General features: G+C 55.4%; 24 protein-coding genes and 1 tRNA gene. 12 read left to right on the top strand and 13 right to left on the bottom strand.

All coding sequences use genetic code 11. The features are described 5' to 3' along the window. The first annotated feature begins 171 nt into the window (after positions 1 to 171). The 9 genes from A7976_RS07845 to A7976_RS07805 all read left to right on the top strand — a co-directional run bounded on the left by A7976_RS07845 (position 172) and on the right by A7976_RS07805 (position 7,038). On the top strand, positions 172 to 429 hold the full coding sequence (locus tag A7976_RS07845; RefSeq protein ID WP_067109751.1) for an FmdB family zinc ribbon protein: 258 nt from the start codon (positions 172 to 174) through the stop codon (positions 427 to 429). Positions 430 to 443: 14 nt separating this feature from the next. Then, positions 444 to 1,067 (top strand): DUF502 domain-containing protein, encoded by a 624-nt coding sequence (locus tag A7976_RS07840; protein WP_067109748.1) that lies wholly within the window; start codon positions 444 to 446, stop codon positions 1,065 to 1,067. Between the two features lie 37 nt (positions 1,068 to 1,104). Continuing rightward, the gene (gene aspS / locus A7976_RS07835; protein WP_067109745.1) at positions 1,105 to 2,889 is read left to right on the top strand and encodes an aspartate--tRNA ligase; all 1,785 of its coding nucleotides are present in this window, start codon (positions 1,105 to 1,107) and stop codon (positions 2,887 to 2,889) included. A 10-nt stretch (positions 2,890 to 2,899) separates the two neighbouring features. Continuing rightward, complete coding sequence (locus tag A7976_RS07830) at positions 2,900 to 3,427, top strand: adenine phosphoribosyltransferase (protein WP_067110240.1); 528 nt, start codon at positions 2,900 to 2,902, stop codon at positions 3,425 to 3,427. Beyond that, the gene (nudB, locus tag A7976_RS07825) at positions 3,427 to 3,876 is read left to right on the top strand and encodes a dihydroneopterin triphosphate diphosphatase (protein ID WP_240483829.1); all 450 of its coding nucleotides are present in this window, start codon (positions 3,427 to 3,429) and stop codon (positions 3,874 to 3,876) included. Before A7976_RS07830 ends, nudB begins: the two co-directional genes overlap by 1 nt. Before the next feature lie 29 nt (positions 3,877 to 3,905). Then, complete coding sequence (nadA, locus tag A7976_RS07820) at positions 3,906 to 5,003, top strand: quinolinate synthase NadA (RefSeq protein WP_067109742.1); 1,098 nt, start codon at positions 3,906 to 3,908, stop codon at positions 5,001 to 5,003. A gap of 9 nt (positions 5,004 to 5,012) precedes the next feature. After that, entirely contained in the window at positions 5,013 to 5,765 is a 753-nt protein-coding gene (locus A7976_RS07815) for an endonuclease/exonuclease/phosphatase family protein (RefSeq protein ID WP_067109739.1), read from the top strand. Next, the gene (gene clsB, locus A7976_RS07810; RefSeq protein ID WP_067109735.1) at positions 5,762 to 6,913 is read left to right on the top strand and encodes a cardiolipin synthase ClsB; all 1,152 of its coding nucleotides are present in this window, start codon (positions 5,762 to 5,764) and stop codon (positions 6,911 to 6,913) included. Before A7976_RS07815 ends, clsB begins: the two co-directional genes overlap by 4 nt. A gap of 49 nt (positions 6,914 to 6,962) precedes the next feature. Further along, positions 6,963 to 7,038 (top strand) — tRNA-Thr (locus A7976_RS07805). A gap of 39 nt (positions 7,039 to 7,077) precedes the next feature. Here the strand turns inward: A7976_RS07805 and A7976_RS07800 are convergent. From A7976_RS07800 to A7976_RS07765, 8 genes are all read right to left on the bottom strand, one after another. After that, the gene (locus tag A7976_RS07800; RefSeq protein WP_067109732.1) at positions 7,078 to 8,205 is read right to left on the bottom strand and encodes a deoxyguanosinetriphosphate triphosphohydrolase; all 1,128 of its coding nucleotides are present in this window, start codon (positions 8,203 to 8,205) and stop codon (positions 7,078 to 7,080) included. After that, a complete protein-coding gene (gene aroB, locus A7976_RS07795; protein WP_067109729.1) occupies positions 8,202 to 9,278 on the bottom strand; it encodes a 3-dehydroquinate synthase in 1,077 nt (358 codons plus the stop codon). Before aroB ends, A7976_RS07800 begins: the two co-directional genes overlap by 4 nt. Then, positions 9,259 to 9,792, bottom strand: a complete 534-nt coding sequence (gene aroK / locus A7976_RS07790; protein ID WP_067110237.1) for a shikimate kinase AroK — start codon at positions 9,790 to 9,792, stop codon at positions 9,259 to 9,261. Before aroK ends, aroB begins: the two co-directional genes overlap by 20 nt. A gap of 36 nt (positions 9,793 to 9,828) precedes the next feature. Beyond that, positions 9,829 to 11,910 carry a type IV pilus secretin PilQ gene (gene pilQ, locus A7976_RS07785; protein WP_240483828.1) on the bottom strand — a complete coding sequence of 694 codons (2,082 nt, stop codon included), beginning with the start codon at positions 11,908 to 11,910 and terminating at the stop codon, positions 9,829 to 9,831. 56 nt (positions 11,911 to 11,966) lie between these two features. Continuing rightward, positions 11,967 to 12,458 carry a pilus assembly protein PilP gene (locus A7976_RS07780; RefSeq protein WP_067109726.1) on the bottom strand — a complete coding sequence of 164 codons (492 nt, stop codon included), beginning with the start codon at positions 12,456 to 12,458 and terminating at the stop codon, positions 11,967 to 11,969. A gap of 85 nt (positions 12,459 to 12,543) precedes the next feature. Further along, positions 12,544 to 13,152, bottom strand: a complete 609-nt coding sequence (locus tag A7976_RS07775) for a type 4a pilus biogenesis protein PilO (protein WP_067109723.1) — start codon at positions 13,150 to 13,152, stop codon at positions 12,544 to 12,546. Between the two features lie 11 nt (positions 13,153 to 13,163). After that, complete coding sequence (locus A7976_RS07770) at positions 13,164 to 13,733, bottom strand: PilN domain-containing protein (RefSeq protein WP_067109721.1); 570 nt, start codon at positions 13,731 to 13,733, stop codon at positions 13,164 to 13,166. After that, positions 13,733 to 14,803, bottom strand: a complete 1,071-nt coding sequence (locus tag A7976_RS07765; protein WP_067109718.1) for a pilus assembly protein PilM — start codon at positions 14,801 to 14,803, stop codon at positions 13,733 to 13,735. The genes A7976_RS07770 and A7976_RS07765 overlap by 1 nt, the downstream gene beginning before the upstream one ends. 162 nt (positions 14,804 to 14,965) lie before the next feature. Between A7976_RS07765 and A7976_RS07760 the strand changes: the two genes are divergently transcribed. From A7976_RS07760 to A7976_RS07750, 3 genes are read left to right on the top strand one after another with little or no spacing between them, the layout of a single operon-like run. After that, positions 14,966 to 17,305: a penicillin-binding protein 1A gene (locus tag A7976_RS07760; protein ID WP_067109715.1), complete on the top strand. Its 2,340-nt coding sequence runs from the start codon at positions 14,966 to 14,968 to the stop codon at positions 17,303 to 17,305. A gap of 3 nt (positions 17,306 to 17,308) precedes the next feature. Continuing rightward, entirely contained in the window at positions 17,309 to 17,911 is a 603-nt protein-coding gene (locus A7976_RS07755; protein WP_067109712.1) for a hypothetical protein, read from the top strand. A 4-nt stretch (positions 17,912 to 17,915) separates the two neighbouring features. Further along, the gene (locus A7976_RS07750) at positions 17,916 to 18,683 is read left to right on the top strand and encodes a flagellar brake protein (protein WP_067109705.1); all 768 of its coding nucleotides are present in this window, start codon (positions 17,916 to 17,918) and stop codon (positions 18,681 to 18,683) included. Here A7976_RS07750 and hemB read toward each other — a convergent pair. Genes hemB through fabB form a run of 5 tightly spaced genes read right to left on the bottom strand, consistent with a single transcriptional unit; the run spans position 18,680 to position 23,321 of the window. Next, complete coding sequence (gene hemB / locus A7976_RS07745) at positions 18,680 to 19,684, bottom strand: porphobilinogen synthase (protein ID WP_067109702.1); 1,005 nt, start codon at positions 19,682 to 19,684, stop codon at positions 18,680 to 18,682. The genes A7976_RS07750 and hemB overlap by 4 nt on opposite strands. A gap of 9 nt (positions 19,685 to 19,693) precedes the next feature. Next, complete coding sequence (trpC, locus tag A7976_RS07740; protein ID WP_067109699.1) at positions 19,694 to 20,482, bottom strand: indole-3-glycerol phosphate synthase TrpC; 789 nt, start codon at positions 20,480 to 20,482, stop codon at positions 19,694 to 19,696. After that, positions 20,479 to 21,522: an anthranilate phosphoribosyltransferase gene (gene trpD, locus A7976_RS07735; protein WP_067109696.1), complete on the bottom strand. Its 1,044-nt coding sequence runs from the start codon at positions 21,520 to 21,522 to the stop codon at positions 20,479 to 20,481. Before trpD ends, trpC begins: the two co-directional genes overlap by 4 nt. Beyond that, a complete protein-coding gene (locus A7976_RS07730) occupies positions 21,522 to 22,094 on the bottom strand; it encodes an aminodeoxychorismate/anthranilate synthase component II (RefSeq protein ID WP_067109693.1) in 573 nt (190 codons plus the stop codon). The genes trpD and A7976_RS07730 overlap by 1 nt, the downstream gene beginning before the upstream one ends. Positions 22,095 to 22,103: 9 nt before the next feature. Further along, positions 22,104 to 23,321 carry a beta-ketoacyl-ACP synthase I gene (gene fabB / locus A7976_RS07725; RefSeq protein ID WP_067109690.1) on the bottom strand — a complete coding sequence of 406 codons (1,218 nt, stop codon included), beginning with the start codon at positions 23,319 to 23,321 and terminating at the stop codon, positions 22,104 to 22,106. Positions 23,322 to 23,325: the final 4 nt, after the last annotated feature.

Genomic DNA, 23,325 nt, shown 5'->3' with positions numbered 1-23,325 from the left:
ACCAATTTCCGGTTATCCGCCAGCACTCAACCGAAGGAGCATTTGCTCCTTTTTTTTATCCGCAGAGATCGCGAATAAGCGAGCATTCCCCTTGAAACCCTTCAACTGACCCACATTTAAATAGCGGCTGCCGATTAAGGTATAATTTTGTTTTTTTAGGGAGTTATCATCATGCCGATTTATGCATATCGCTGCTCCGCATGCGGGCATGCGGAAGACGTCATGCAAAAAATGAGTGCGGATCCACTCACCGAGTGTCCGCAATGCCATGCCGCGACTTTTTCCAAGCAACTGACCGCCCCCGGCTTCCAGCTCAAGGGCAACGGCTGGTATGCCAGCGACTTCAAAGGCGGGAATACTGCCGCCAAGCCCAAGGAAGAAAGCGCCCCTGCGTCTACACCGTGCGGCGGCAGTTGCGCCTGCCACTAAAACCATACGCTTAAATGTTCAAACGTTACCTGATTACCGGCCTGCTGGTGCTGGTGCCGCTGGCAATCACCATCTGGGTGCTCACCACGCTGATCGGCATCATGGACAGCAGCCTGCTGCTGCTTCCGTCATCCTGGCGGCCGGAAGCGCGCCTGGGTTATACCATTCCCGGATTGGGCGCCTTGCTGACGGTGATGATCGTCCTTGTGACAGGCGTGATCGCCACCAACTTCTTCGGCAAGCGCATCCTGCTATTTTGGGAAGGCCTGCTGGCGCGCGTTCCAGTGGTCAAATCGATCTACTACAGCGTCAAACAGGTGTCGGACACGCTGTTTTCCGATTCCGGGCAGGCATTTCGCAAGGCGCTGCTGGTGCAGTATCCGCGAGCCGGCAGCTGGACGATAGCCTTTCAAACCGGCCATCCTGGCGGCTCCGTTGCGCGGCTTCTGCCGGGTGAACATGTCAGCGTTTATGTTCCCACCACGCCCAATCCGACTTCCGGCTTTTTTCTGATGATGCCGGTCAGCGAAGTCATCGAACTCGACATGAGCGTGGACGAAGCACTGAAATACATCATTTCCATGGGCGTGGTCGTGCCGGCCGAGAAATCTCCCGCCAGCACCTACGCCGGTGATTAACCCAACCCCTTTATTCTAAAAACAGATTCGAATTCCTATGCGTACTCATTATTGTGGCGAACTCAACAGCCAACACATCGGCCAGACCGTAACCCTGTGCGGCTGGGCGCATCGCCGTCGCGACCACGGCGGCGTGATCTTCATCGACCTGCGCGACCGTACCGGCATGTCGCAGATCGTGATCGATCCGGATACGCCTGCCGCCTTCGCCAATGCCGAAACCGTGCGCAATGAATTCGTGCTTAAAATCACCTGCAAGGTGCGTCCGCGCCCGGAAGGCACGGTCAACCCCAACATCCCGACCGGCGAAGTCGAAATGCTGGCGAGCGAGATCGAAATTCTCAATCCGTCGCTGACACCGCCGTTCATGCTGGATGACGACAATCTCTCCGAGACCGTCCGCCTGGAGCACCGTTACCTCGACCTGCGCCGCCCGGCGATGCAGAAGAACATGATGCTGCGCTACCAGGTCGCCAAGACGCTGCGCAATCACCTCGACAGCCACGGCTTCATCGAAGTCGAAACCCCGATGCTGACCCGCTCCACGCCGGAAGGCGCGCGCGACTACTTGGTGCCGTCGCGCGTGCACCACGGGATGTTCTTCGCGCTGCCGCAGTCGCCGCAACTGTTCAAGCAGCTCTTGATGGTGTCGGGCTTCGATCGCTATTTCCAGATCACCAAGTGCTTCCGCGACGAAGACTTGCGCGCAGACCGCCAGCCGGAATTCACCCAGGTCGATATCGAAACTTCCTTCCTCGGCGAGGAAAAGATCATGACCATCGTCGAGGACATGATCCGCAAGATGTTCAAGGACGTGCAGAATATCGATCTGCCCGACCCGTTCCCGCGCATGTCTTTCTCCGAAGCAATGAACCGCTACGGCTCCGACAAGCCTGACATGCGCGTGACGCTGGAAATCACCGAGCTCACCGATGTGATGAAGACAGTCGATTTCAAGGTGTTTTCCGGCGCCGCCAACATGGCCGGCGGCCGCGTTGCCGCGTTGCGCGTACCCAACGGCGCGTCGATTTCGCGCAGCGAGATCGACGCCTACACCGAATTCGTCAAGATCTACGGCGCCAAGGGCTTGGCCTACATCAAGGTCAACGATATGACGCAACTGAACGAAACCGGCTTGCAATCGCCCATCGTCAAGAACCTGCACATCGATTCGCTCAAGGCCATCGTAGAGTTGACCGGCGCGCAGTCCGGCGACATCATTTTCTTCGGTGCCGACAAGGCCAAGGTGGTCAACGAAGCGCTGGGCGCATTGCGACTCAAGGTCGGCCACGAGAAGGGTCATGTCGATGGCCGCGCCTGGGCGCCGCTGTGGGTGGTGGACTTCCCGATGTTCGAACACGACGAAGAAAACGACCGTTGGGTCGCGCTGCACCATCCGTTCACCAGCCCCAAGGACGGCCACGAGGACATGTTGGCGACCAACCCGGGCGATTGCCTGTCCAAGGCCTATGACATGGTGCTGAATGGCTGGGAAGTTGGCGGCGGCTCCGTCCGTATTCACAAGCAGGAAGTGCAGTCCAAGGTGTTCGACGCGCTCAAGATCAGCAAGGAAGAAGCGCAGGAAAAATTCGGCTTCTTGCTCGACGCGCTGCAATATGGCGCGCCTCCGCACGGTGGCCTGGCTTTCGGCCTGGATCGCCTGGTGACGCTGATGGCCGGTGCGGAATCGATCCGCGACGTGATTGCCTTCCCCAAGACCCAGCGTGCGCAATGCCTGATGACCAAGGCACCGAACGAAGTCGACGAAAAGCAGTTGCGCGAGCTGCATATCCGCGTGCGTCAGCAGAATGCCGCCGGATAACAGGCTGCGCATGCCGGTCAAGTCGCGCATACGCACCATCCCGCACTTCCCGAAACCGGGCATTCAGTTCCGTGATATCACCACACTGCTGAAAGACCCGGTCGGTTTTCGGATCACGATTACCGAACTGGTGAGTCGTTATGCGGACATGAAAATCGACAAGGTAGCGGCCATCGAATCGCGCGGCTTCATCATCGGCGCGCCGCTGGCGTTCGCACTGGGTGTCGGCTTCGTGCCGGTTCGCAAAGCGGGCAAGTTGCCAGGTGACAAAATCGGCCACGATTACGAACTGGAATACGGCAGCGACCGCGTCGAATTGCATCGTGACGCGATTCAGCCAGGCGAGAAGATTCTGCTGGTGGATGACCTGGTTGCCACCGGCGGCACGGCATTGGCTGCCGCCACGCTGATCGAAAAAGCCGGCGGGACGGTTGTCGAATGCTGTTTTGTCATCGACCTACCGGATGTCGGCGGCCGAAAACGCCTGGAACAGGCTGGCCACGCGGTTTATGCCCTTTGCGCATTCGAGGGCGACTAGTGGCTTACAAACAGCCGGTTTCAGTGCTGGTTTTGATACACACGCCGGCCCTTGAGGTGCTACTGCTGGAGCGCGCAGACAAGCCGGGTTATTGGCAATCGGTTACCGGCAGCCGCGAAGGCGAAGAAAGCCTGCGCGAAACCGCGATTCGCGAAGTGCAGGAAGAAACCGGACTGGATGCGGAACACTACAATCTTGCCGATTGGCAATTGTCCAATGAATATGAGATTTTCACGCATTGGCGTCATCGCTATGCGCCGGGAGTGACGCACAATATCGAGCATGTGTTCGGGCTGGAACTCCCCACGGTGATGCCGGTCACACTCGCGCCAAACGAACACATTAACTACGAGTGGGTAGATTGGCGTCTGGCGGCGACGCGGGTTTTTTCATGGACCAATGTGCTTGCCCTGCGCGCATTGGGTGAGCGTTACGGTTTAACGTTGTAAGATTAGATAACTTTTATATTTTGGCTATCATGCAAACAGCGCCCATCAAATTCGAAAAATTCCAGGCTGTGCAGGAAGACGACCTGCAGCAGCGCATCATTGCGGCCAGGCAAAAGCTTGGTGACCGCCTGGTCATCCTTGGTCATCACTACCAGCAGGAAGGCGTGTACAAGCACGCCGACTTCACCGGTGATTCGCTGAAGCTGTCGCGCTACGCCGCCGAATCGAATGCGGAATTTATCGTGTTCCTGGGCGTGCATTTCATGGCCGAAGTCGCCGACATCCTGTCGCGTCCGGACCAGATCGCAATACTGCCAGACATGGCCGCCGGCTGCTCGATGGCGGACATGGCCAATCTATCCAAGGTCGAGCGCTGCCGCCGCGAGCTGTCGGAACACTACGATTTCGATACTACATTCACCCCGGTCACCTACATCAACTCCGCCGCCGACCTGAAGGCCTTCTGCGGCGAGCATGGCGGCATCGTGTGCACTTCCAGCAACGCCGGCAAGATCGCCGAATGGGCATTCGCGCGCCGCGAGAAAGTGCTGTTCTTCCCCGATCAGCATTTGGGCCGCTGGACCGGCTACAAGATGGGCATTCCGCTGGAAAAGATGATCGTCTGGGATCCTGACCTGCCGTTGGGCGGACTCACCAAGGAACAGATCGACGATGCAAAAATCCTGCTGTGGAAAGGCCACTGCTCGGTCCACCAGATGTTCCGCCCGCAGGATATCCTGCGTTTCCGCAATGAGCACCCGGAAGGCAAGGTCATCGCTCACCCCGAATGCAGCTTTGAAGTGTGCAACCTGTCCGATTACGTCGGCTCTACCGAATACATCCTGCGCACCGTCGCGGAATCAGCGCCCGGCACGCGCTGGCTGGTCGGCACCGAGCTCAACCTGGTCAATCGCCTGGCCGAACGCATGAAGCCTGAAGGCAAGATCGTGCGCTTCATGTCCTCCATCGTCTGCGAATGCTCCACGATGGCACGCATAGACCCGCAGCATCTGGCCTGGACGCTGGAGAACCTGGCCGAAGGCAATGTCGTCAACCGCATCCATGTTTCGCCGCAAGAAACCGCGCTGGCGAAACTTGCGCTGGACCGGATGCTGGAAGCTTCCTGATCGAGGATCATGCATCGCCAGCTACGCATCGCCACATTCAATATCCACAAGGGCGTTACCAGCTTCAATGCACGTCTGGTGCTGCATGAGCAGCGCGAACTGATTCGCCACCTGCAGGCGGACATCGTTTTTCTGCAGGAAGTCCTTGGTGCGCATGCCCACCACCAGCGACGTTTCAAGCTATGGCCCACGGAAAGCCAGCACGAATTCCTCGCCGACTCCATCTGGAACGACTACGCGTATGGCAAGAATGCCATCTACCCCGCCGGCCATCACGGAAACGCGCTACTTTCCAAATTTCCCATTGCCAGATGGGAGAACATCGACATCTCGGCACACACTTCAGAGCAACGCGGCATGCTGCATTGTGAAGTGCACGTCCCCGGCTGGGACCAGGATTTGCACTGCATCTGCGTGCATCTCGGCTTATTCGCGCGCTGGCGCAGAAAGCAATTATTCTGGCTGCGCGAACGCATCGAATCCATGGTACCGCCAAACGCGCCGCTTATCATTGCCGGCGACTTCAACGACTGGCGCATGAAAGCCGGACAGACGCTGGCCAACAGTCTCAATCTGCGCGAAGTGTTCGAGCACGGTTATGGCAAGCCGGCACGCAGTTTTCCCAGCGTATTCCCGCTGCTGCGGCTGGATCGCATCTACGTACGCGGCTTTCATGTGCATAACGCCATGGTGCATGGCGGCACCGCATTTGCGCGCGTGTCCGACCATGCTGCTCTATCCGCAACGCTGCTTCCCATATGACCAGGCTGCTGCCCGGAAACCGGGTGACACTGCTGCGCAACGGCACGGAATTCTTCCCGGCGCTGGAGCATGCCATCGATCAGGCCCGGTATGAAATCCTGCTGGAAACGTATATTTACGAGCCCGATGTCATCGGCACCCGAATCGCCGACGCTCTGTGCCGCGCTGCTGCGCGCGGGGTCAACACTTGTCTTTTGCTTGATGGATTCGGCTGCAAGGATCTTTCCAGAGATTTCGTTCGCGATTTGCAAGCTGGCGGAGTCGAGGTGCTGTATTTTCGCCCGAGGATTTCGCCGTGGACGCTCAAGCGAAACCGCCTGCGTCGCTTGCATCGCAAGCTGGCAATGATCGATGGCCGGATCGGCTTCGTGGGTGGTATCAACATCATTGATGATATGAATACGCCCGACCACATTCCTCCTCGCATCGACTATGCCGCCAGCGTCGAAGGCCCGGCGGTACTGGCCATGCATGCCACCATGCGCCGCATGTGGCGCCGCGTCGCCTGGGCCGCCCTGCGCCAGGCGACGCTCAGCAATATGCACACGGACACGACCGCCGTAGGCGGAATGCGCGCCGCATTCGTAAAACGCGACAACGCCTTGTACCGCCGCGCCATCGAACGCGCCTATCTCTCCGCCATCCGTCTCGCCCGCGACGAAATCGTCATCGCCAACGCCTATTTCCTGCCCGGCCGGCGCTTCCGCCAGGCGCTGCTCGCTGCATCCCGCCGTGGGGTGCGTGTTGTGTTGTTATTACAGGCCCGTGTGGAATATATGCTGGTGGACTATGCAACACGGGCGCTCTATGGGCAATTGCTCAGTGGCGGCATTGAAATTCACGAATACCATGCGAGCTTCATGCATTCAAAAGTCGCGGTGATCGACGGTCATTGGGCTACGATTGGCTCATCCAACATCGATCCGTTCAGCCTGCTGCTTTCGCACGAAGCCAATGTCGTCGTCAACGACAAGGATTTCGCCAATGAACTGCGGCAAGACCTGCAACGTAGCATCGACACCGGGGCGCAACGCGTTCTTCAGGGCGACTGGAAGAAAGCTCCACTGACACGGCGCTTGTTCGCCTGGCTAGCCTATGGATTTGTGCGTTTCATGCTGGGCATTATCGGGTATTCGAAGGTCCATTAGCCACGCCCCGTTTGCCCTGCTTAAGGCAAAACCTTATAATTCATCCCTCGCCGGTGTAGCTCAGTTGGTAGAGCAGCGCATTCGTAATGCGAAGGTCGTAGGTTCGACTCCTATCTCCGGCACCATCCATAAAAAGGGCAGCTTATTGGCTGCCCTTTTTATATCTACAGCGGCAATTCCTCTACCGTGAATAAACGCCTGTACTCGCGTATCGCATATCGATCCGTCATCCCGGCAATATAATCCGCCACGGCGCGCGGCTTTATTTCACTTGCACGCAATTGGAACTCGTCCGGCATTAGTTTTGGATCGCCATGAAATGCAGCGAAAAGATCGCGAATGATGCGCTGTGCCTTACTGCTCATGCGATTGACGCGGTAATGCCGGTAGAGCCTGTTGCGCAGGAATTGCTTGAGCTCCAGTTGCTGTTGCTGCATTTCCGGGCTGAATGCGATGAGCGGCTCTGCCTTGCGCACGTCGTCGATACTGGCTGGATTGGCTTCGCTGATTTTTTTGCTGCTTTGCCGGCAAAGATCCTGGACTTGCGAATTGATCATACGACGTACGGTTTCATGAATCAAACGTCGCCCTTCGAGTTGCGGATAACGATTCCTGACCTCGGCCAGATGCCGGGCGAAAACAGACACTTCGGAAAGCTGTTCCAGCGTGATCAGTCCCGAACGCAAACCGTCGTCTACATCGTGATTGTTGTATGCGATTTCGTCGGCAAGATTGGCGACCTGGGCCTCCAGCGATGGCTGCTGCTTCAGGAGGAAACGCTCACCTACATCTCCCAATTGCCGTGCATTCTGTATCGAACAGTGCTTGAGTATGCCTTCGCGCACCTCGAAAGTCAGATTAAGTCCGTCGAAATCCGCATAACGTTGCTCGAGTAAATCCACGACTCTCAGCGACTGTAAATTGTGCTCAAATCCGCCGTAATCGCGCATGCATTCGTTAAGCGCATCCTGCCCCGCATGCCCGAAAGGGGTATGGCCGAGATCGTGCGCAAGTGCGATAGCTTCGACCAGATCCTCATGCAGCCCAAGATTGCGCGCGATACCCCGACCGATTTGCGCGACTTCTAGACTGTGTGTCAAGCGGGTGCGAAACAGATCGCCTTCGTGATTAACGAATACCTGGGTTTTGTATTCCAGCCGCCGGAACGCGGTGGAATGAATGATGCGATCGCGATCCCGCTGAAATTCGTTGCGTCCTTCAGGCGGAGCCTCATGCGATTGCCTGCCCTTCGAGCGCTCCGGATTGGCAGCGTATGGGGCGAGCGTTTTCATGCCAGCGCCAGCGTTTCCTTGAGTAAATCCTGAGGATAATCGCCCGTCATGACGGCTTGACCGATGGCTTTCAGCAGAATAAGGCGGATTTTTCCATCCGCGACTTTCTTGTCCAGCCCCATCAGGTCGAGATATTTATCTGCGCCAAGCGCCGGCGCTTCCGTTGGCAAGCCGCCGGCCTTGAAACTACGCTCGATGCGTTCCACATCCGCCTGACTCAACCAGCCCATGCGCCGCGAAAGATCTGCGGCCAGCATGGTGCCCGCGGCTACGCCTTCGCCATGCAGCCATACACCGTAGCCCATGCCATTCTCGATGGCATGGCCGAAGGTATGCCCGAGATTGAGCAAGGCACGCTCCCCGATTTCCTTTTCATCTGCCGCCACAACAGTGGCCTTGTTCTCACATGAGCGATAAATCGCATATCCCAACGCTTGCGGATTGCGTTCACGCAATAGCAGCATGTTTGTTTCAAGCCATGAGAAGAAATCCGGGTCACGGATCAAACCGTATTTGATCACTTCTGCAATACCCGCCGACAACTCGCGGTCAGGCAGCGTATTGAGCGTATCGGTATCTGCCAGGACCAGCTGCGGCTGATAGAAAGCACCGATCATGTTCTTGCCCAGTGGATGATTGATGCCGGTCTTGCCACCTACCGATGAATCCACTTGGGATAACAGCGTTGTAGGAATCTGTATGAATGGAACGCCCCGCAGATAAGTAGCCGCGGCATAGCCTGTCATATCGCCAACCACCCCGCCGCCGAGTGCAATCAACGTCGTACTGCGTTCGCTGCGGTTGCTGAGTAACGCGTCGTAGATTGTATTCAGCGTGTCGCTATTCTTGTATTGCTCACCATCCGGCAGGACGATAGGAAGCACCGAAACACCTTGCGCACGCAACGGCTCTGCCAGTTGTTCCAGATACAGCGGCGCAACAGTAGTGTTGGTCACCACCGCCACCTGTTTGCGCTTGAGATGAGGAAGAATCAGATCGGTACGGCTCAGCAGATCCTGCCCGATATGAATGGGGTAAGACCGGTCGCCTAATTCAACGGTAAGCGTTTGCATGTTTGTTCAAGATTTCTTCGAGGTGTTGCACGATAGAGCCTACGGATTGATCACCAGTGTCGATGATGATGTCGGCAATTTCGCGATACAAGGGATCGCGTTCGGTGTAGAGTTTTTCGAGTTTTGCTCGCGGATCGTCCGTTTGCAGCAAAGGCCGATTCTTGTCGTTTTTTGTGCGATGCCAAAGCTCATTGACGCTGGCGCGAAGATAGACAACCGTCCCATGCTGACTCAGGTTTTCACGATTCTGCTTGCACAGCACTGCACCTCCGCCCGTGGCAAGGACAATGTCGTGCATGGCAGTAAGTTCTTCAATCGCCATGACTTCACGCTTGCGAAACCCGGCTTCACCTTCCAGTTCGAAAATCACCGGGATGTTGACGCCTGTACGGTTTTCGATTTCATGATCGGAATCGTAGAATGTCTTGCCCAACCGCTTGGCCAGCAACTTGCCAACCGTGGTTTTGCCCGCACCCATCAAACCCACAAAAAAAATATTGCCCGCCATTTGCATGACGGGCATTTTAACCGATGGCCGAAGAACGGTATATCAGTCTGCTTTGAGGGTATCGTCCAGCAACCTGGGTGTAATGAAAATCAGCAGCTCATTCTTGTCAGTTGCGTTCAATGTTCGCTTGAATAAATACCCCAAAACCGGCAAATCGCCAAAGAAAGGAACTTTATCGACAGACTTAGTTGTAGTTTCTTCAAAGATACCACCTAGAACTGCAGTTTCCCCATTGTCAACAAGGACCTTGGTTTCCACGCGGTTGGTGTTGATGGCTGGCACGCCATTAGTAACATCGCCTCTTGAGTCCTTTTTAACCAGCAGATCCATATTGACCTTGTTATCTGGCGTAATTTGAGGCGTTACCTCTAACCCAAGCGTCGCCTTTTTAAAGGAAACACTTGTAGCACCACTGCTTGATGCCTCCTGATATGGAATCTCAACACCAGATTCAATCACAGCTTTCTGCTGGTTACCTGTAATCACCTTAGGCGATGAAATTGTCTTTGTTTTGTTATCTGCTTCAGCGGCTGACAATTCCAAATTGAGAATAAAACCTCGCGCAATATTATAAATTTGAAAACCGATCGAGCTCGCATTGCCAGAAGTAGCTGGAAGATTTACATTCAAATCGGTAGGCACAGAAACTTGATTAATATGATTATTGTATATATTTGATACCGTATTACCGGTAGAAATCCCAGAATTAGAAGGGCTTGTTCCAACACCCAAATCTCTATTACCTACAAAACCAAACTTAGCTCCGAGCTCTTTAGAAAAACCATCGTCAGCCAAAACGATACGACCTTCAATCAGCACTTGCCTGACAGGAATATCAATTTGATTAATGATTTTCTCGATCTTTGCGAGATTTTTCTCTGTATCTTGCACGAACAAGGTATTGCTGCGTACATCTACAACTGCACTTCCTCGTTTGGAGAGCATTGATTGCTTGGAATCACTGATCAACGTCTTCAAGTCGGCAGCTTTTTGATATTTGGCAGCAAAGGATTGCGTGACAAGGGGCTCTCTGTCGGCAATTTCCAACTCTGCATCCAGACGCGACTTCTCCTTAGCTGCCAATTCTTCATTGGGGGCAATCCAGATTACGTTGCCGTTTTTCCGCATACCCAATCCACGGGTTTGCATAATGATGTCGAGGGCTTGGTCCCAAGGCACATCCTTAAGGCGTAAGGTAATGTTTCCGCTTACGTTGTCACCGGTAATGATATTGAAGCCGGTAAAGTCAGCAATGACCTGCAATACCGATCTCACTTCAATATTCTGGAAATTAAGCGAGAGTTTCTCTCCCTTATATCCTTGCTTACTGCCTTGGATAAGCTTATTGGGATCTTCAACCAATGGCCTGACATCCACGATAAATTTGCGATCCGCCTGATAGGCCGAGTGCTCCCACAAACCCTTGGGCTCAATGGTCATTCGGACATTTTTGCCATACTGCACCGTATCCACATTCAGAACCGGCGTAGCAAAGTCTGTTACATTGAGGCGACGCTGCAGGTTTTCTGTTATATCGGCATTGATAAAATCGATCAGAATTTTCTGGCCCTGTTGTCTGATATCAATGCCCGTCGCGTTATCGGACAAGTCGACGACGACCCTGCCTTCGCCATTCTTTCCACGCATGAAATCGACATTGCTTATCGAGTGACGTTGTTCGCCAATTTTTGCTTCGGCAAAACGAGTTACCGTGCTCGAGGCATTACCACCGGCAGCGGCTACGCCAGAAGTCTGCAACTCAACATTAACTTCGTTGCCGCTAACATTTGAGGTATACGAGGATGGTTTAGTCAGGTTGAGTACCATCCGTGTGCGCCCCTTCGCCTGCGCAAAACTAACGCTGCGAAGAACGCCTTGCCCCACGCTCAAGGAATTTTTTTGCAGCGCATTGACAGTATCAGGAAAATCCAAGGCTATACGAGCTGGGTCAGTCAGGCTGAAGCCAGCAGGCGGATTTTTAAGAGGTTGGCTCAAGGTGATTTTGATATTCACCTTATCGCCCGGCAAAGTTGCAAAATCCACCTTTTCGATAGCGTTTTGCGAGGTACTGTTCTCTGCAGCATTTATTGAGGCTGCCCACAGTGGGAGACTCAAAAATGCCATGCTCAATACGTACATTCCTTGCCGTACGAAATTCCCTGTTTTCATAACTTCCACCCCTATCCTTGTTCCTGCTGAACAATACTTGCCGGACGCTCGGTCCATTCGCCGGTAAGCTCATCCTGTACGATTTCTTTAACTTTGACCTCAGCCGGCGCCTCATTGACGATATCGACGATGATGCCCATGTTCTGGCCAAGATAATTCCCGATCTTGGCCTGCTGAACGGTATTGTCCGGAGTTTTAAGCAGCGCGATTTTCAATTTGCCCTTGGTAATGATACCGACCAGTTGCAAACTTTCCAGAGGGAAAGCTTCAAGCGCTTCTCTCGGGCGGCTCAGGTTCGGCTGGAAGCCATTGGATTTGACCAGCGCCTTACGCGGTTTGAATGGATCATGAAGGCTGGAATCCGCATTGTAGGCCATGGGCACATACGGCTTTACCTCAGGCAGTGGTTCGACATTTCCCTTCAAACCATTTCCGGAGTCTCGAATAAACCGATCGAGGTCATCCCCCTCATCAGCGCCGCATCCCGACAGCAATGCTGCCATTACGATTGCTGTGGCAAAAGCCTTCACTCTTCTTCCCTCACATTATCCCCAGTCATGTGCCGCCCTTTCGTTCAGTCTTATCGCATCAATGTCGCGCCGGCCCACTCGGCGTTTCTCCCGAGTCAAGATAACGGAAAGTTTTAGCAATGGCATTGACGCCTAATTGATCGCCTGTACCGATCGGGGCAATTGTCAATTCTTCCAATGTCACGATTCGCGACAGCTTGGCTATGTTTTGCGCGAAGGCTCCAAGCTGATGATATCCACCCACAACACGAATGGAAATCGGCCTTGCAGCATAGAAGTCGGCAGGACTTTCCGCGCCAGGTCTGAACAAATCGAACTCCAGCCCTACTTCCAACCCTGCCTGGTTAATATCCGTAAGCAACCCATCCATCTGGGATTTATCAGGCAGTTGTCGCAGCAATGCACCGAAAGTTCTTTCAATATCAACCATTTGCTGCTTATAGGCAGGAAGATTGACGGCTTCTTTTTTCTTTGTCATGAATACGCCGCGCAGCTCGGTTTCCTTGTTGACAACCTGATCCAGCTCCTCCATGGAGGGCTTCCACATGAACCAATAACCCGCTGCAACCAGGAATATGAAAATCCCGCCGAGCAGCACCGCCTTGACCGGCAGCGGCAAACTCCCCATGTTTTTCGGGTCTATATTATTGAAATCTTCGAGTTTCATCGTCGCTCGCCTTATTGTTTATTGCCTTCGTCAGCTTGCTGCAGCTTTTGTTTGACGCTGACGGTGAAGGCACTCTGCTTCAGGTTGTTGACTGAAATCGTATGGATTTCGATCAATTCTGGCGACTCAAGATGGCTGGATCCCCCGAAGTTGCGAACCAGAGTAGCAACGCGCGCGTTGGTATCGGCTACGCCGTCAAGCGTAACGACATTACCCTGTTGCCGGATCCCTTTTAAATAAATCCCTTCCGGCAATAACCGTGCGATTTCATCGAGAAGGATAACGGCTTGGCTTCTGCCGCTCTGAAGGTTTTCAACCACACGCTTCCGCTCAAGAACTGCGCTGATTTTTGTCTTCAGGTCCTTGATTTCCGCAATTTCCTTATCGAGCTGCACAATCGCGTTTTCCAGGCGCGTGTTGCGTTCCATCTGCGTTTCGATTTGGCCGCTGATGTAATTATTTCCCAGGAATACAACCGCCACGCCAGCAATCAGCGTGCCTACCAGCATCATATTGAATTGACGCTGACGCTCCGCCCGGCGAATTTTACGATAAGGGAGAAGATTGATACGGACAGCCATCAGTCAAACCTCCGCAATGCGAGTCCGCAGGCAATCATGAGCGATGGCGCATCCACAGCAAGGTTCTGCTGCTTGACTCTGCTCGACATGGACATATTAGTGAAAGGGTTGGCGATGACCGTATTGACCTGCGTCCGCTCGGACACGGCTTGATCGACTCCGGCGATGGCCGCGCATCCGCCGGCCAACATGATGTGATCGACCCGATTGTATTGGGTGGAGCTGGTAAAGAACTGGAGCGCACGCGCGACTTCCAGTGCAAGGGATTGCGTGAACGGCTGCAACACCTCGGCGGCATAGCTATCCGGAAGCCCACCTTTACGCTTCGCAATCTCGGCATCTTCCGCAGAAAGGCCAAAACGCCTTTGGATTTCCTGCGTCAGCTGGTCGCCGCCAAAGCTTTGCTCGCGAATGTAAACGGACTGGTTATCGTGCAGCACATTGATATGCATCATGACCGCACCGATGTCGATGATCATGACAGTCTGCTCGTGGCCGCTATTGGGCAACTGATTACAGGCCAAACCGTACGCCGCTTCCGTGGCATAGGTTTCCACGTCCATCACAACCACCTTCAGACCAGCCTCTTCGGCAACGACTACGCGGTCTTCGATTTTGTCCTTGCGCGAAGCTGCAATCAGCACCTCGACATCTTCAGCGTTGTTGAGAGAAGGGCCAAGAATCTGGAAATCGATGTTGACTTCGTCGAGAGCAAAAGGAATGTACTGGTTGGCTTCCGCCTCAACCTGCAATTCCATATCCTCTTCGCGCAGCCCGGATTGCATGAACACTTTCTTGCTGATGACAGCTGCGGCAGGCAGGGCGAGCGCGGCACGCTTTTCGCGTGTACCGAGCAACTTCCAGGCACGTTCGACAGCGCTGCCGACCTGCTCCAGACCGGCAATATTGCCGTCTACCACAGAGTCTTTCGCGAGAGGAACGATAGCGTAATTTTCCAGACGATATACGCCGGCGCCGTCGCCGCTCAGTTCAACCATCTTGACCGATGCCGAACTGATATCAACCCCGATTAATGGAGGCGTGTGCTCCTTGAAAAAGTCGAATTTCAAACTGAAATTCCCTTTCTGTGCTTTATAGTTAGACGCAATGCTAATAATTTACGTTAGATGCTAGCAACAAGCATAGGGTATGTAAAGCTTTTTTTTGATTCCACATATTTGATTCATCGACATATAATAACGGGTCAATCTTCCACAGAATTTACTCGCTGAATGTTCCCGAAGAAATGGTGGCAGCTGGCAATGCTTTCCCTGTTTGCAATAGGGTTTGCATTGACCGCCTTAGTAGCCCTTGCAGGCGTATTGATCTATCCCGAGCTTCCATCCTTGGAAGCGCTTACCGATTACCGTCCTAAAATTCCTTTGCGAGTTTATTCGCAGGAAGGCCAGCTGATCGCAGAATTTGGTGAAGAGCGCAGGGCTTTCGTCAAGATCCAGGACGTCCCTACCGAACTCAAGCAGGCCATTCTGGCCGCAGAGGATGAGCGCTTTTACCAGCATGGCGGTATCGATACCTTGGGTGTTCTGCGCGCAGCCATCGCCAACGCAACCGCCCGCGGCGCGAAAGAGGGGGCCAGCACCATCACAATGCAGGTTGCCCGCAACTTTTTTCTGTCCAGCGAAAAAACCCTCAAACGAAAACTGAGCGAAGCACTGCTGGCGATCAAGATCGAACACAGTCTCAGCAAAGACCAGATTCTCGAACTCTATATCAACCAGATTTACCTTGGTCAGCGCGCTTATGGTTTTGCCGCTGCAGCCCAGGTTTACTATGGCAAACCCCTGAACAAACTCAATACCGCCGAATTTGCAATGCTGGCCGGATTGCCCAAGGCGCCTTCCCGCTACAACCCGCACGTCAACCCCAAGCGCGCCACGCAGCGCCAGCATTATGTGCTGCGTCGCATGCATGAAATTCACTTCATCAATGACGCGCAATACCAGGCTGCGCTGGCGCAACCACTGCGGTTGCGCCAATCGAGGAAAATGCATGATTTGTCAGCCGACTATGTCGCGGAGATCGTGCGGCAGATGATGTATGCACGTTACAAGGATGACATCTACAACAGCGGCCTCAAGGTTTACACCACCATCCGCAAGACTTCGCAGGAAGCCGCGAACGATGCCGTTCTGGAAGGTATACTTGATTACGACAGGCGCCATACTTATCGCGGCCCGGAAGGTTTGATAGAACTGGACAGCGCAGGGTCGCAGTCGATGGAAATGTTCCTGGATGATGCGATGAGCGACATCGACGAATTCCATACGCTGGTACCGGCCGTGGTGCTGGAAGCCACGCCGAAAGTACTCAAGGCATATCGCAAGAACGGTGGCATCATCGAAATCACGGGCAAGGATCTGCTGTTTGTTCAAAAATCGCTCAGCGAAAAAGCCGCACCCAAACTGAAGCTGCGTCGCGGCTCCATCATTCGTGTGCGGCAGATCAAGGATAAATGGCAAATCGCCCAGCTCCCGCAAGTCGAAGCCGCCCTGATCGGCATGGATCCGGGAACAGGTGCGGTGCACGCACTGGTCGGCGGTTTCGACTTCAACCGCAACAAATTCAATCATGTAACACAAGCCTGGCGCCAACCTGGCTCCAGCTTCAAGCCCTTCATATACTCCGCTGCGCTTGAAAAAGGCTTTACCCCCGCCAGTATGATCGAAGACGAACCGGTCATGCTGAGTGCTGCGGAAACCGGCAGTGGGCAGGCTTGGGAGCCGCATAACTTCGATAATGAATACGAAGGCCCCATGCGCATGCGCACAGCGCTGACCAAGTCGAAAAACATGGTCTCCATCCGCATTTTGCAAACGATAAGTGTCGGCTACGCCCGCGACTACATTACACGCTTCGGTTTTGCCGCCAAGGACCATCCCCCTTACCTCGCAATGGCTTTGGGTGCCGGTGCAGTCACACCCTGGCAAATGGCGAATGCCTATTCGGTATTTGCAAATGGCGGTTATCGTGTAGCGCCGCATCTGATCAGTAAAATTGTCGATGCCAACGGCAATGTGATCGAACAGGCAAAGCCGGTCGTTGCCGGCGCCAATGCTCCGCGCGTCATTGACCCCCGCAATGCGTTCATCATGACCTCGATGATGCAGGACGTGGCGCGCATCGGCACCGCGGCCAAGGCGAGGGAACTCGGACGCTTCGATTTGGCAGGCAAGACTGGCACTACCAACAATCATGTCGATGGCTGGTTCGCGGGCTACAATCCGAAGCAAGTCACGATTGCCTGGATAGGGTTCGATCAGCCTCGATCCTTAGGAGGGCAGGAAACCGGCGGACGGGCAGCCCTGCCGATGTGGATCAGCTACATGGCGAAAGTCTTGCGCGGCTCGCCCGACTTGCCATACAAGATTCCGGACGGCGTCGTTTCAATCAAGATCACCCCGGCTACCGGCGAACAGGCAGGAGAAGATGAAAGCGGTGTATATGAATACTTTTACCGCGAATTCCCGCCCCCGATCGCACAAGTTACCGAGTCCACGGATGGCTTCTGGGATCAGATTCAAAAACAATTGCAGATTGATCAGCTCTATTGACGAATGAAGGAATCCAGCTCAAAAAATCTGCGCAGACTGATCGCCCAGCAGGCCGCACGCCTGATGGCAGAAGAGGGCTTGGCCGATTACGCCAAGGCGAAACGAAAAGCCGCGCGGCAATTGGGTTGTGATGAAGACCACGGCCTCCCCAGTAACTCGGAGATAGAACAGGAGCTGCGGCTGCACCACGAGCTCTTCCATGGCACGGCGCAGCCTCAACTGCTTCATCAACTTCGCAGCGAAGCACTGGAAGTGATGCGCATGCTGGACCAATTCAATCCGCATCTCTCGGGCGCAGTGCTGGATGGAACCGCTGGACGCTATGCCGACACCGAAATCCATCTGTTTGTGGATAGCCTCAAGGATGTCGAGCTTTTCCTGCTCAATAAAGGCATTCCATATCAGATGGACGAGAAACCCTATCATATTGCAGGCGAAAAACAGCGCCTGCCGGTATTCGCGCTTGAAGGCAGGCACGGCTCGATTCGCCTTATCATTTTTGCTACGGATGATTTACGCACGCTGCCGAAAAGCGCTTCGCACGGCAATGGTTCGATGCGTGCGGGAACCGCGTCCGTCGCGGCATTACTACAGCAAGGTGTCTAAACCCATGGCCGAAATGACCGAAACGACACTCAGCGTGGAGTTGACTGCCAGCACGGACGATACGCGATACCTGGTGACCAACCGCCTGGAAATCACGCGCATCCTGCGCGGGCTCGCGCAACGCAACGAAATGGTCAGCGCTTTTTTCGATGGCGGAAAAGGATTGCTTCTGACTTCCGTACTGCATGTGAATCCCGACAGCGACACCGTCATGCTGGACTGCGGATCGAACACCGCAATCAACGAGCGTATCCTGCGCGCCGACAAGATCGTCTTTGTAACTTCTCTCGATCGTGTCAAGGTTCAATTCACGAGCCACGGCATAAAAGAGGCAAGCTTCGAAAACCGGCCTGCATTTGTGATGCCGTTTCCCAGCCAAGTTCTGCAATTGCAGCGACGCGAATACTATCGATTGACGACCCCTATCATCAATCCTTTAATATGCACCGCTCCGCTGGGGCAAAACAGGATTGAAGAATTTCCCATCGTGGATATCAGTGCCGGCGGCATAGGAATGATCATCGGAAACTCACCGGACATGCTGCTAAAAGTCGGCGCGGCCTATCCCGGTTGCCGCATTGAGTTGCCTGGCGTCGGCGTACTCGAACTAACGTTGAGCATCCAGAGCCTGTTCGAAGTTACGCTCAAGAACGGCAGCAAGTCATTCCGCTCGGGCTGCCAGTTCATCAATCTCCACCCATCGATGGAGTCCTTGATCCAGCGCTACATCCTCAAGCTGGAGCGTGATCGCATCAATAATCTGCCGCGTTAATCCTTGAGCCATTTCGCGGCTTCGAGCGCGTAATAAGTCAGCACCCCATCCGCGCCGGCGCGCTTGAAACACAGCAACGCCTCCAGAACGCAAGCGCGTTCATCTAGCCAGCCGTTTTGCGCGGCGGCCTTGAACATCGCGTATTCGCCGCTGACATGATAGGCAAAAGTCGGCACGCCGAACTCTTGCTTCACGCGACGAACGATATCCAGATACGGCATGCCCGGCTTCACCATCACCATATCGGCGCCTTCTTCCAGATCGAGCGCAACTTCCTTCAGTGCCTCATCCGAGTTGGCAGGGTCCATCTGATAGGTGTATTTGTTGCCCTTGCCCAGATTCGCCGCAGAACCGACCGCATCACGGAACGGTCCATAGAAACTGGAGGCATATTTGGCCGAGTACGCAAGAATCCGCGTATGGATGTGCCCGTCAAATTCCAGCGCCTGGCGGATCGCGCCGATGCGCCCATCCATCATGTCGGACGGCGCCACGACGTCGGCCCCTGCTTCTGCATGGCAGAGCGCTTGCCGCACCAGCACCGAGACTGTTTCATCGTTCATTACGTAGCCTGCGTCGTCGATCAGACCGTCCTGTCCATGGCTGGTATAAGGATCGAGCGCAATGTCGGTAATGACGCCAAGTTCGGGAAATGCCTGCTTGAGCGCCTTGATCGTGCGTGGAACGAGACCTTCCGGGTTGTAGGCTTCTTTTGCATCCAGCGTCTTCAAAGACTGGTCCACCACCGGGAACAAGGCCAGTGCCGGAATCCCGTATTTAACGCATTCTTCCGCCGTTTTCAGCAGCAGGTCGATGCTCTGACGCTGCACGCCCGGCATGGAGCCGACCGCTTCGGTACGGTTTTCCCCGTCCAGCACGAACACGGGATAAATGAAGTCATTCGCGGTCAGGACATTTTCGCGCATCAAACGCCGCGAAAAATCATCTCGCCGCATGCGGCGGGGGCGAGTGGAGGGGAACTTGCCGAACGCGTAAGTCATGCTCTTCCTTTATCCGAAAACTCTTGCCAGTTCGACACCGGGGTCCGGCTGGCGCATGAACGCCTCGCCTACGAGAAAAGTATCGACATGATGGCGACGCATCAGCGCAACGTCCTCGGAAGTAAAAATGCCGCTTTCGGTGACGACGATCCGATCTTCCGGAATGCGCAACAACAGCCCCAGCGTCGTATCGAGCGTCACGTCGAACGTACGCAGGTTGCGGTTATTGATCCCGACCAGCGGCGTTTTCAGTTGCAGCGCCAGATCGAGCTCCGCGCCGTCGTGCACTTCCACCAGCACCGCCATACCAAGGTCATGCGCAATCGCTTCCAGCTCTTGCATCTGCGGCAGCTCGAGCGCAGCGACGATCAGCAGAATGCAGTCGGCACCCATCGCGCGTGCCTCGAACACCTGATAAGGCTCGATCATGAAGTCCTTGCGCAGCACCGGAATGCTGCACGCCGCGCGTGCCTGCTTCAGATATTCTGGGCTTCCCTGGAAATAAAGCTCGTCCGTCAGCACCGAAAGACAGGCCGCACCATGTGCGGCATAAGTTGCAGCGATCTCGGCCGGGCGAAAATCCTCGCGAATCACGCCCTTGGACGGGCTGGCTTTTTTGATCTCGGCAATCACCGCCGGCTGATCGGCCGCGATTTTGGCACGGATGGCGCCGACGAAATCGCGCGGTGGCAGTGCAGCCTGCGCCTCCGCACGCATCAGGGTCAACGGTTTTGCAGCCGTGGCCGCTGCGACCTCGCCTTGCTTGGTATTGAGAATGCGCTGAAGAATATCGCTCATGATGCAAGTCTTTGAGTGCAGGCTGCGAACTCGGCCACCTTGGCGCGCGCCGCGCCGCTGGCGATGACATCAAAGGCACGGCCGACGCCCGCTTCCAGGGTGTCGGCAAGACCGGCCACGTAAATACTGGCGCCGGCATTGAGTGCCACGATATCGCGGGGGGCGCCCGGCTGGTTGTCGAGCGCAGCAAGCAGCATTTGTTTGGACTCTTCGACAGTTTGTACCTGCAAGACCTTGGAATCCTGCACACTCAGATTGAAGTTATCCGGATGAATTTCGTATTCGGTGACTTTACCGTTGTTGAGTTCGCCCACGAGCGTTGTGCCCGCAATGGAAATCTCGTCCAGCCCTTCGCGGCCGAACACTGTCAGCGCGCGCTCACTGCCCAGGCGTTGCAACACGCGCACCTGGATTCCCACCAGATCGGGGTGGAATACCCCCATCACCTGATTCGGGGCGCCAGCCGGGTTGGTGAGCGGGCCCAGAATATTGAAAATGGTGCGCACACCCAGTTCGCGCCGCACCGGCGCTGCATATTTCATCGCGCTATGGTGGCTGGGCGCGAACATGAAACCGATGCCGGTGGCTTGAATGCATTCCGCCACCTGCTCCGGCGTCAGCATCAGATTCACCCCCAGCGCCTCCAGCACATCGGCACTGCCGGAAGACGAGGACACGGAACGCCCGCCGTGCTTGGCAATGCGTGCGCCGGCAGCAGCAGCCACGAACATGGCCGCGGTGGAAATATTGAACGTGTGCGCGCCGTCACCGCCGGTACCGCAGGTATCCACCAACCGGTTCAGATCCGCGACTTGCACTTTAGTCGACAATGACCGCATCACGGTCGCAGCCGCGGCAATTTCACCGATGGTTTCCTTTTTGACGCGCAAGCCGGTGATGATGGCCGCGATCATGACTGGCGTTACTTCGCCGCTCATGATTTGCTGCATCAGCGACACCATTTCATCGTGGAAAATTTCGCGATGCTCAATGACGCGCTGCAACGCCGCCTGCGGCGAAAAATGGGCAATAGCAGTCATCAGGCGCTGAATTCCTTGAGGAAATTATTCAGCAGTTCGTGGCCGTGCTCGGTCAGGATGGATTCCGGATGAAACTGCACGCCTTCGACCGGCAGTGTCTTGTGGCGCACGCCCATGATTTCCCCGTCGTCGGTCCAAGCGGTGATTTCCAGGCAATCCGGGCAGGTCTCGCGTTCGATCACCAGCGAATGGTAACGTGTCGCCGTGAACGGGTTCGGCAAACCCTTGAACAAGCCCGTATCACTATGCGTCACCGGAGAAGTCTTGCCGTGCATCAGCTGCTTGGCGTGGACGATCTTGCCGCCGAAAGCCTGGCCGATGCTTTGATGCCCGAGGCATACGCCCAGAATCGGAATCTTGCCGGCGAATTCATGAATCAATGGCACCGAGATTCCTGCCTCGTTCGGCGTGCAAGGGCCGGGTGAAATCACGATGTGACGGGGTTTCAGCTTCGCTACCTCTTCCACGCTGATTTCATCGTTGCGGAAGACGCGCACATCCTGCCCCAGCTCCCCCAGATATTGCACCAGGTTGTAGGTGAAGGAGTCGTAATTGTCCAGCATCAGCAGCATAAGTGCTCCTTACAATCCCCGGCGCGAGAACGTCAGCGTCGCATTCGTGCCGCCGAAGCCGAAACTGTTCGATACGGCGGTCTGAATGCTGGCGTTATCGATGCGGTTGCGCACGATATTCAGGCCATCAGCAGCGGGATCCAGCGTTTCGATGTTGGCCGAAGCCGCGATGAAACTGTTCTCCATCATCAGCAGCGTATAAATCGCTTCATTGACCCCAGCCGCGCCCAGCGCATGACCGGAGAGTGATTTGGTAGAAGCAATGGCGGGGCCTGCCTCGCCAAACACCTCGCGGATCGCCTCCAGTTCTTTCACATCACCGACCGGCGTGCTGGTACCGTGGGTGTTGATGTAGTCCACCGGGCCTTCAACGCCTTCCAGCGCCAGCCGCATGCAGCGCACGGCACCTTCGCCGGAAGGCGCAACCATGTCATAGCCGTCAGAGGTCGCGCCGTAGCCGATCACTTCCGCGTAGATTTTGGCACCGCGCGCCTTGGCATGCTCGTACTCTTCCAGCACGACGATACCGCCGCCGCCCGAGATGACGAAGCCGTCACGATTGGCGTCGTAGGTGCGCGAGGCCTTGTCCGGTGTGTCGTTGTATTTGCTGGATAGCGCGCCCATCGCGTCGAACATAAAGGACAGCGACCAGTGCTCTTCCTCGCCGCCACCGGCGAACACGATGTCCTGCTTGCCCAGCTGAATCTGCTCCACGCCGGCACCGATGCAATGCGCGCTGGTGGCGCAAGCGGAGCTGATGGCGTAGTTGATGCCCTTGATCTTGGCGCCGGTGGCGAGGCAGGCGGAAATGCCGCTGGCCATGGACTTGGTCACCATATACGGGCCGACGCGGCGCACGCCTTTCTCGCGCAGCGTGTCCACGCCTTCCACAATGCTCTCGTGCGAGGCGCCGCCCTGGCCGACAATAAGGCCGGTGCGCAGGTTGGACACGAGCTCTTCCGGCAGACCGGCATCGGCGATGGCTTCCTGCATCGCGATCCAGGCATAGGCGTGGCCGTTCGCCATGAAGCGCATCAGCTTGCGGTCGATGAGCTCCTGCACATTGAGTTTGACCGACCCTGCCACCTGCGAACGCAGGCCCTGCTCGGCATATTCCGGCTGGTAAGTAATGCCCGAGCGACCTTCGCGCAGGCTGTCCAGCACTTCTGATTTGTTGTTGCCCAGGCTGGAAACGATACCCATCCCGGTCACGACGACGCGACGCATGATC

The sequence above is a fragment of the Methylobacillus sp. MM3 genome, from assembly GCF_001645185.1.
Taxonomy (GTDB): domain Bacteria; phylum Pseudomonadota; class Gammaproteobacteria; order Burkholderiales; family Methylophilaceae; genus MM2.
Note: the sequence above shows the minus strand (reverse complement) of the source record. Positions and strands in the feature narration are given on the sequence as shown.

What these genes read in the sequence shown, in the direction of transcription:
- A7976_RS07730 (WP_067109693.1), bottom strand. Translation starts at nt 22,094, where the DNA reads ATGCTGCTGATGCTGGACAATTACGACTCCTTCACCTACAACCTGGTG.
- A7976_RS07780 (WP_067109726.1), bottom strand. Translation starts at nt 12,458, where the DNA reads ATGGCAGCATTGCTGTCGGGATGCGGCGCTGATGAGGGGGATGACCTC.
- aroK (WP_067110237.1), bottom strand. Translation starts at nt 9,792, where the DNA reads ATGCAAATGGCGGGCAATATTTTTTTTGTGGGTTTGATGGGTGCGGGC.
- pilQ (WP_240483828.1), bottom strand. Translation starts at nt 11,910, where the DNA reads ATGGCATTTTTGAGTCTCCCACTGTGGGCAGCCTCAATAAATGCTGCA.
- A7976_RS07755 (WP_067109712.1), top strand. Translation starts at nt 17,309, where the DNA reads ATGAAGGAATCCAGCTCAAAAAATCTGCGCAGACTGATCGCCCAGCAG.
- A7976_RS07750 (WP_067109705.1), top strand. Translation starts at nt 17,916, where the DNA reads ATGGCCGAAATGACCGAAACGACACTCAGCGTGGAGTTGACTGCCAGC.
- aspS (WP_067109745.1), top strand. Translation starts at nt 1,105, where the DNA reads ATGCGTACTCATTATTGTGGCGAACTCAACAGCCAACACATCGGCCAG.
- aroB (WP_067109729.1), bottom strand. Translation starts at nt 9,278, where the DNA reads ATGCAAACGCTTACCGTTGAATTAGGCGACCGGTCTTACCCCATTCAT.
- fabB (WP_067109690.1), bottom strand. Translation starts at nt 23,321, where the DNA reads ATGCGTCGCGTCGTCGTGACCGGGATGGGTATCGTTTCCAGCCTGGGC.
- A7976_RS07840 (WP_067109748.1), top strand. Translation starts at nt 444, where the DNA reads ATGTTCAAACGTTACCTGATTACCGGCCTGCTGGTGCTGGTGCCGCTG.
- clsB (WP_067109735.1), top strand. Translation starts at nt 5,762, where the DNA reads ATGACCAGGCTGCTGCCCGGAAACCGGGTGACACTGCTGCGCAACGGC.
- hemB (WP_067109702.1), bottom strand. Translation starts at nt 19,684, where the DNA reads ATGACTTACGCGTTCGGCAAGTTCCCCTCCACTCGCCCCCGCCGCATG.
- trpC (WP_067109699.1), bottom strand. Translation starts at nt 20,482, where the DNA reads ATGAGCGATATTCTTCAGCGCATTCTCAATACCAAGCAAGGCGAGGTC.
- A7976_RS07815 (WP_067109739.1), top strand. Translation starts at nt 5,013, where the DNA reads ATGCATCGCCAGCTACGCATCGCCACATTCAATATCCACAAGGGCGTT.
- A7976_RS07775 (WP_067109723.1), bottom strand. Translation starts at nt 13,152, where the DNA reads ATGAAACTCGAAGATTTCAATAATATAGACCCGAAAAACATGGGGAGT.
- A7976_RS07770 (WP_067109721.1), bottom strand. Translation starts at nt 13,733, where the DNA reads ATGGCTGTCCGTATCAATCTTCTCCCTTATCGTAAAATTCGCCGGGCG.
- A7976_RS07800 (WP_067109732.1), bottom strand. Translation starts at nt 8,205, where the DNA reads ATGAAAACGCTCGCCCCATACGCTGCCAATCCGGAGCGCTCGAAGGGC.
- A7976_RS07845 (WP_067109751.1), top strand. Translation starts at nt 172, where the DNA reads ATGCCGATTTATGCATATCGCTGCTCCGCATGCGGGCATGCGGAAGAC.
- A7976_RS07760 (WP_067109715.1), top strand. Translation starts at nt 14,966, where the DNA reads ATGTTCCCGAAGAAATGGTGGCAGCTGGCAATGCTTTCCCTGTTTGCA.
- A7976_RS07830 (WP_067110240.1), top strand. Translation starts at nt 2,900, where the DNA reads ATGCCGGTCAAGTCGCGCATACGCACCATCCCGCACTTCCCGAAACCG.
- nadA (WP_067109742.1), top strand. Translation starts at nt 3,906, where the DNA reads ATGCAAACAGCGCCCATCAAATTCGAAAAATTCCAGGCTGTGCAGGAA.
- trpD (WP_067109696.1), bottom strand. Translation starts at nt 21,522, where the DNA reads ATGACTGCTATTGCCCATTTTTCGCCGCAGGCGGCGTTGCAGCGCGTC.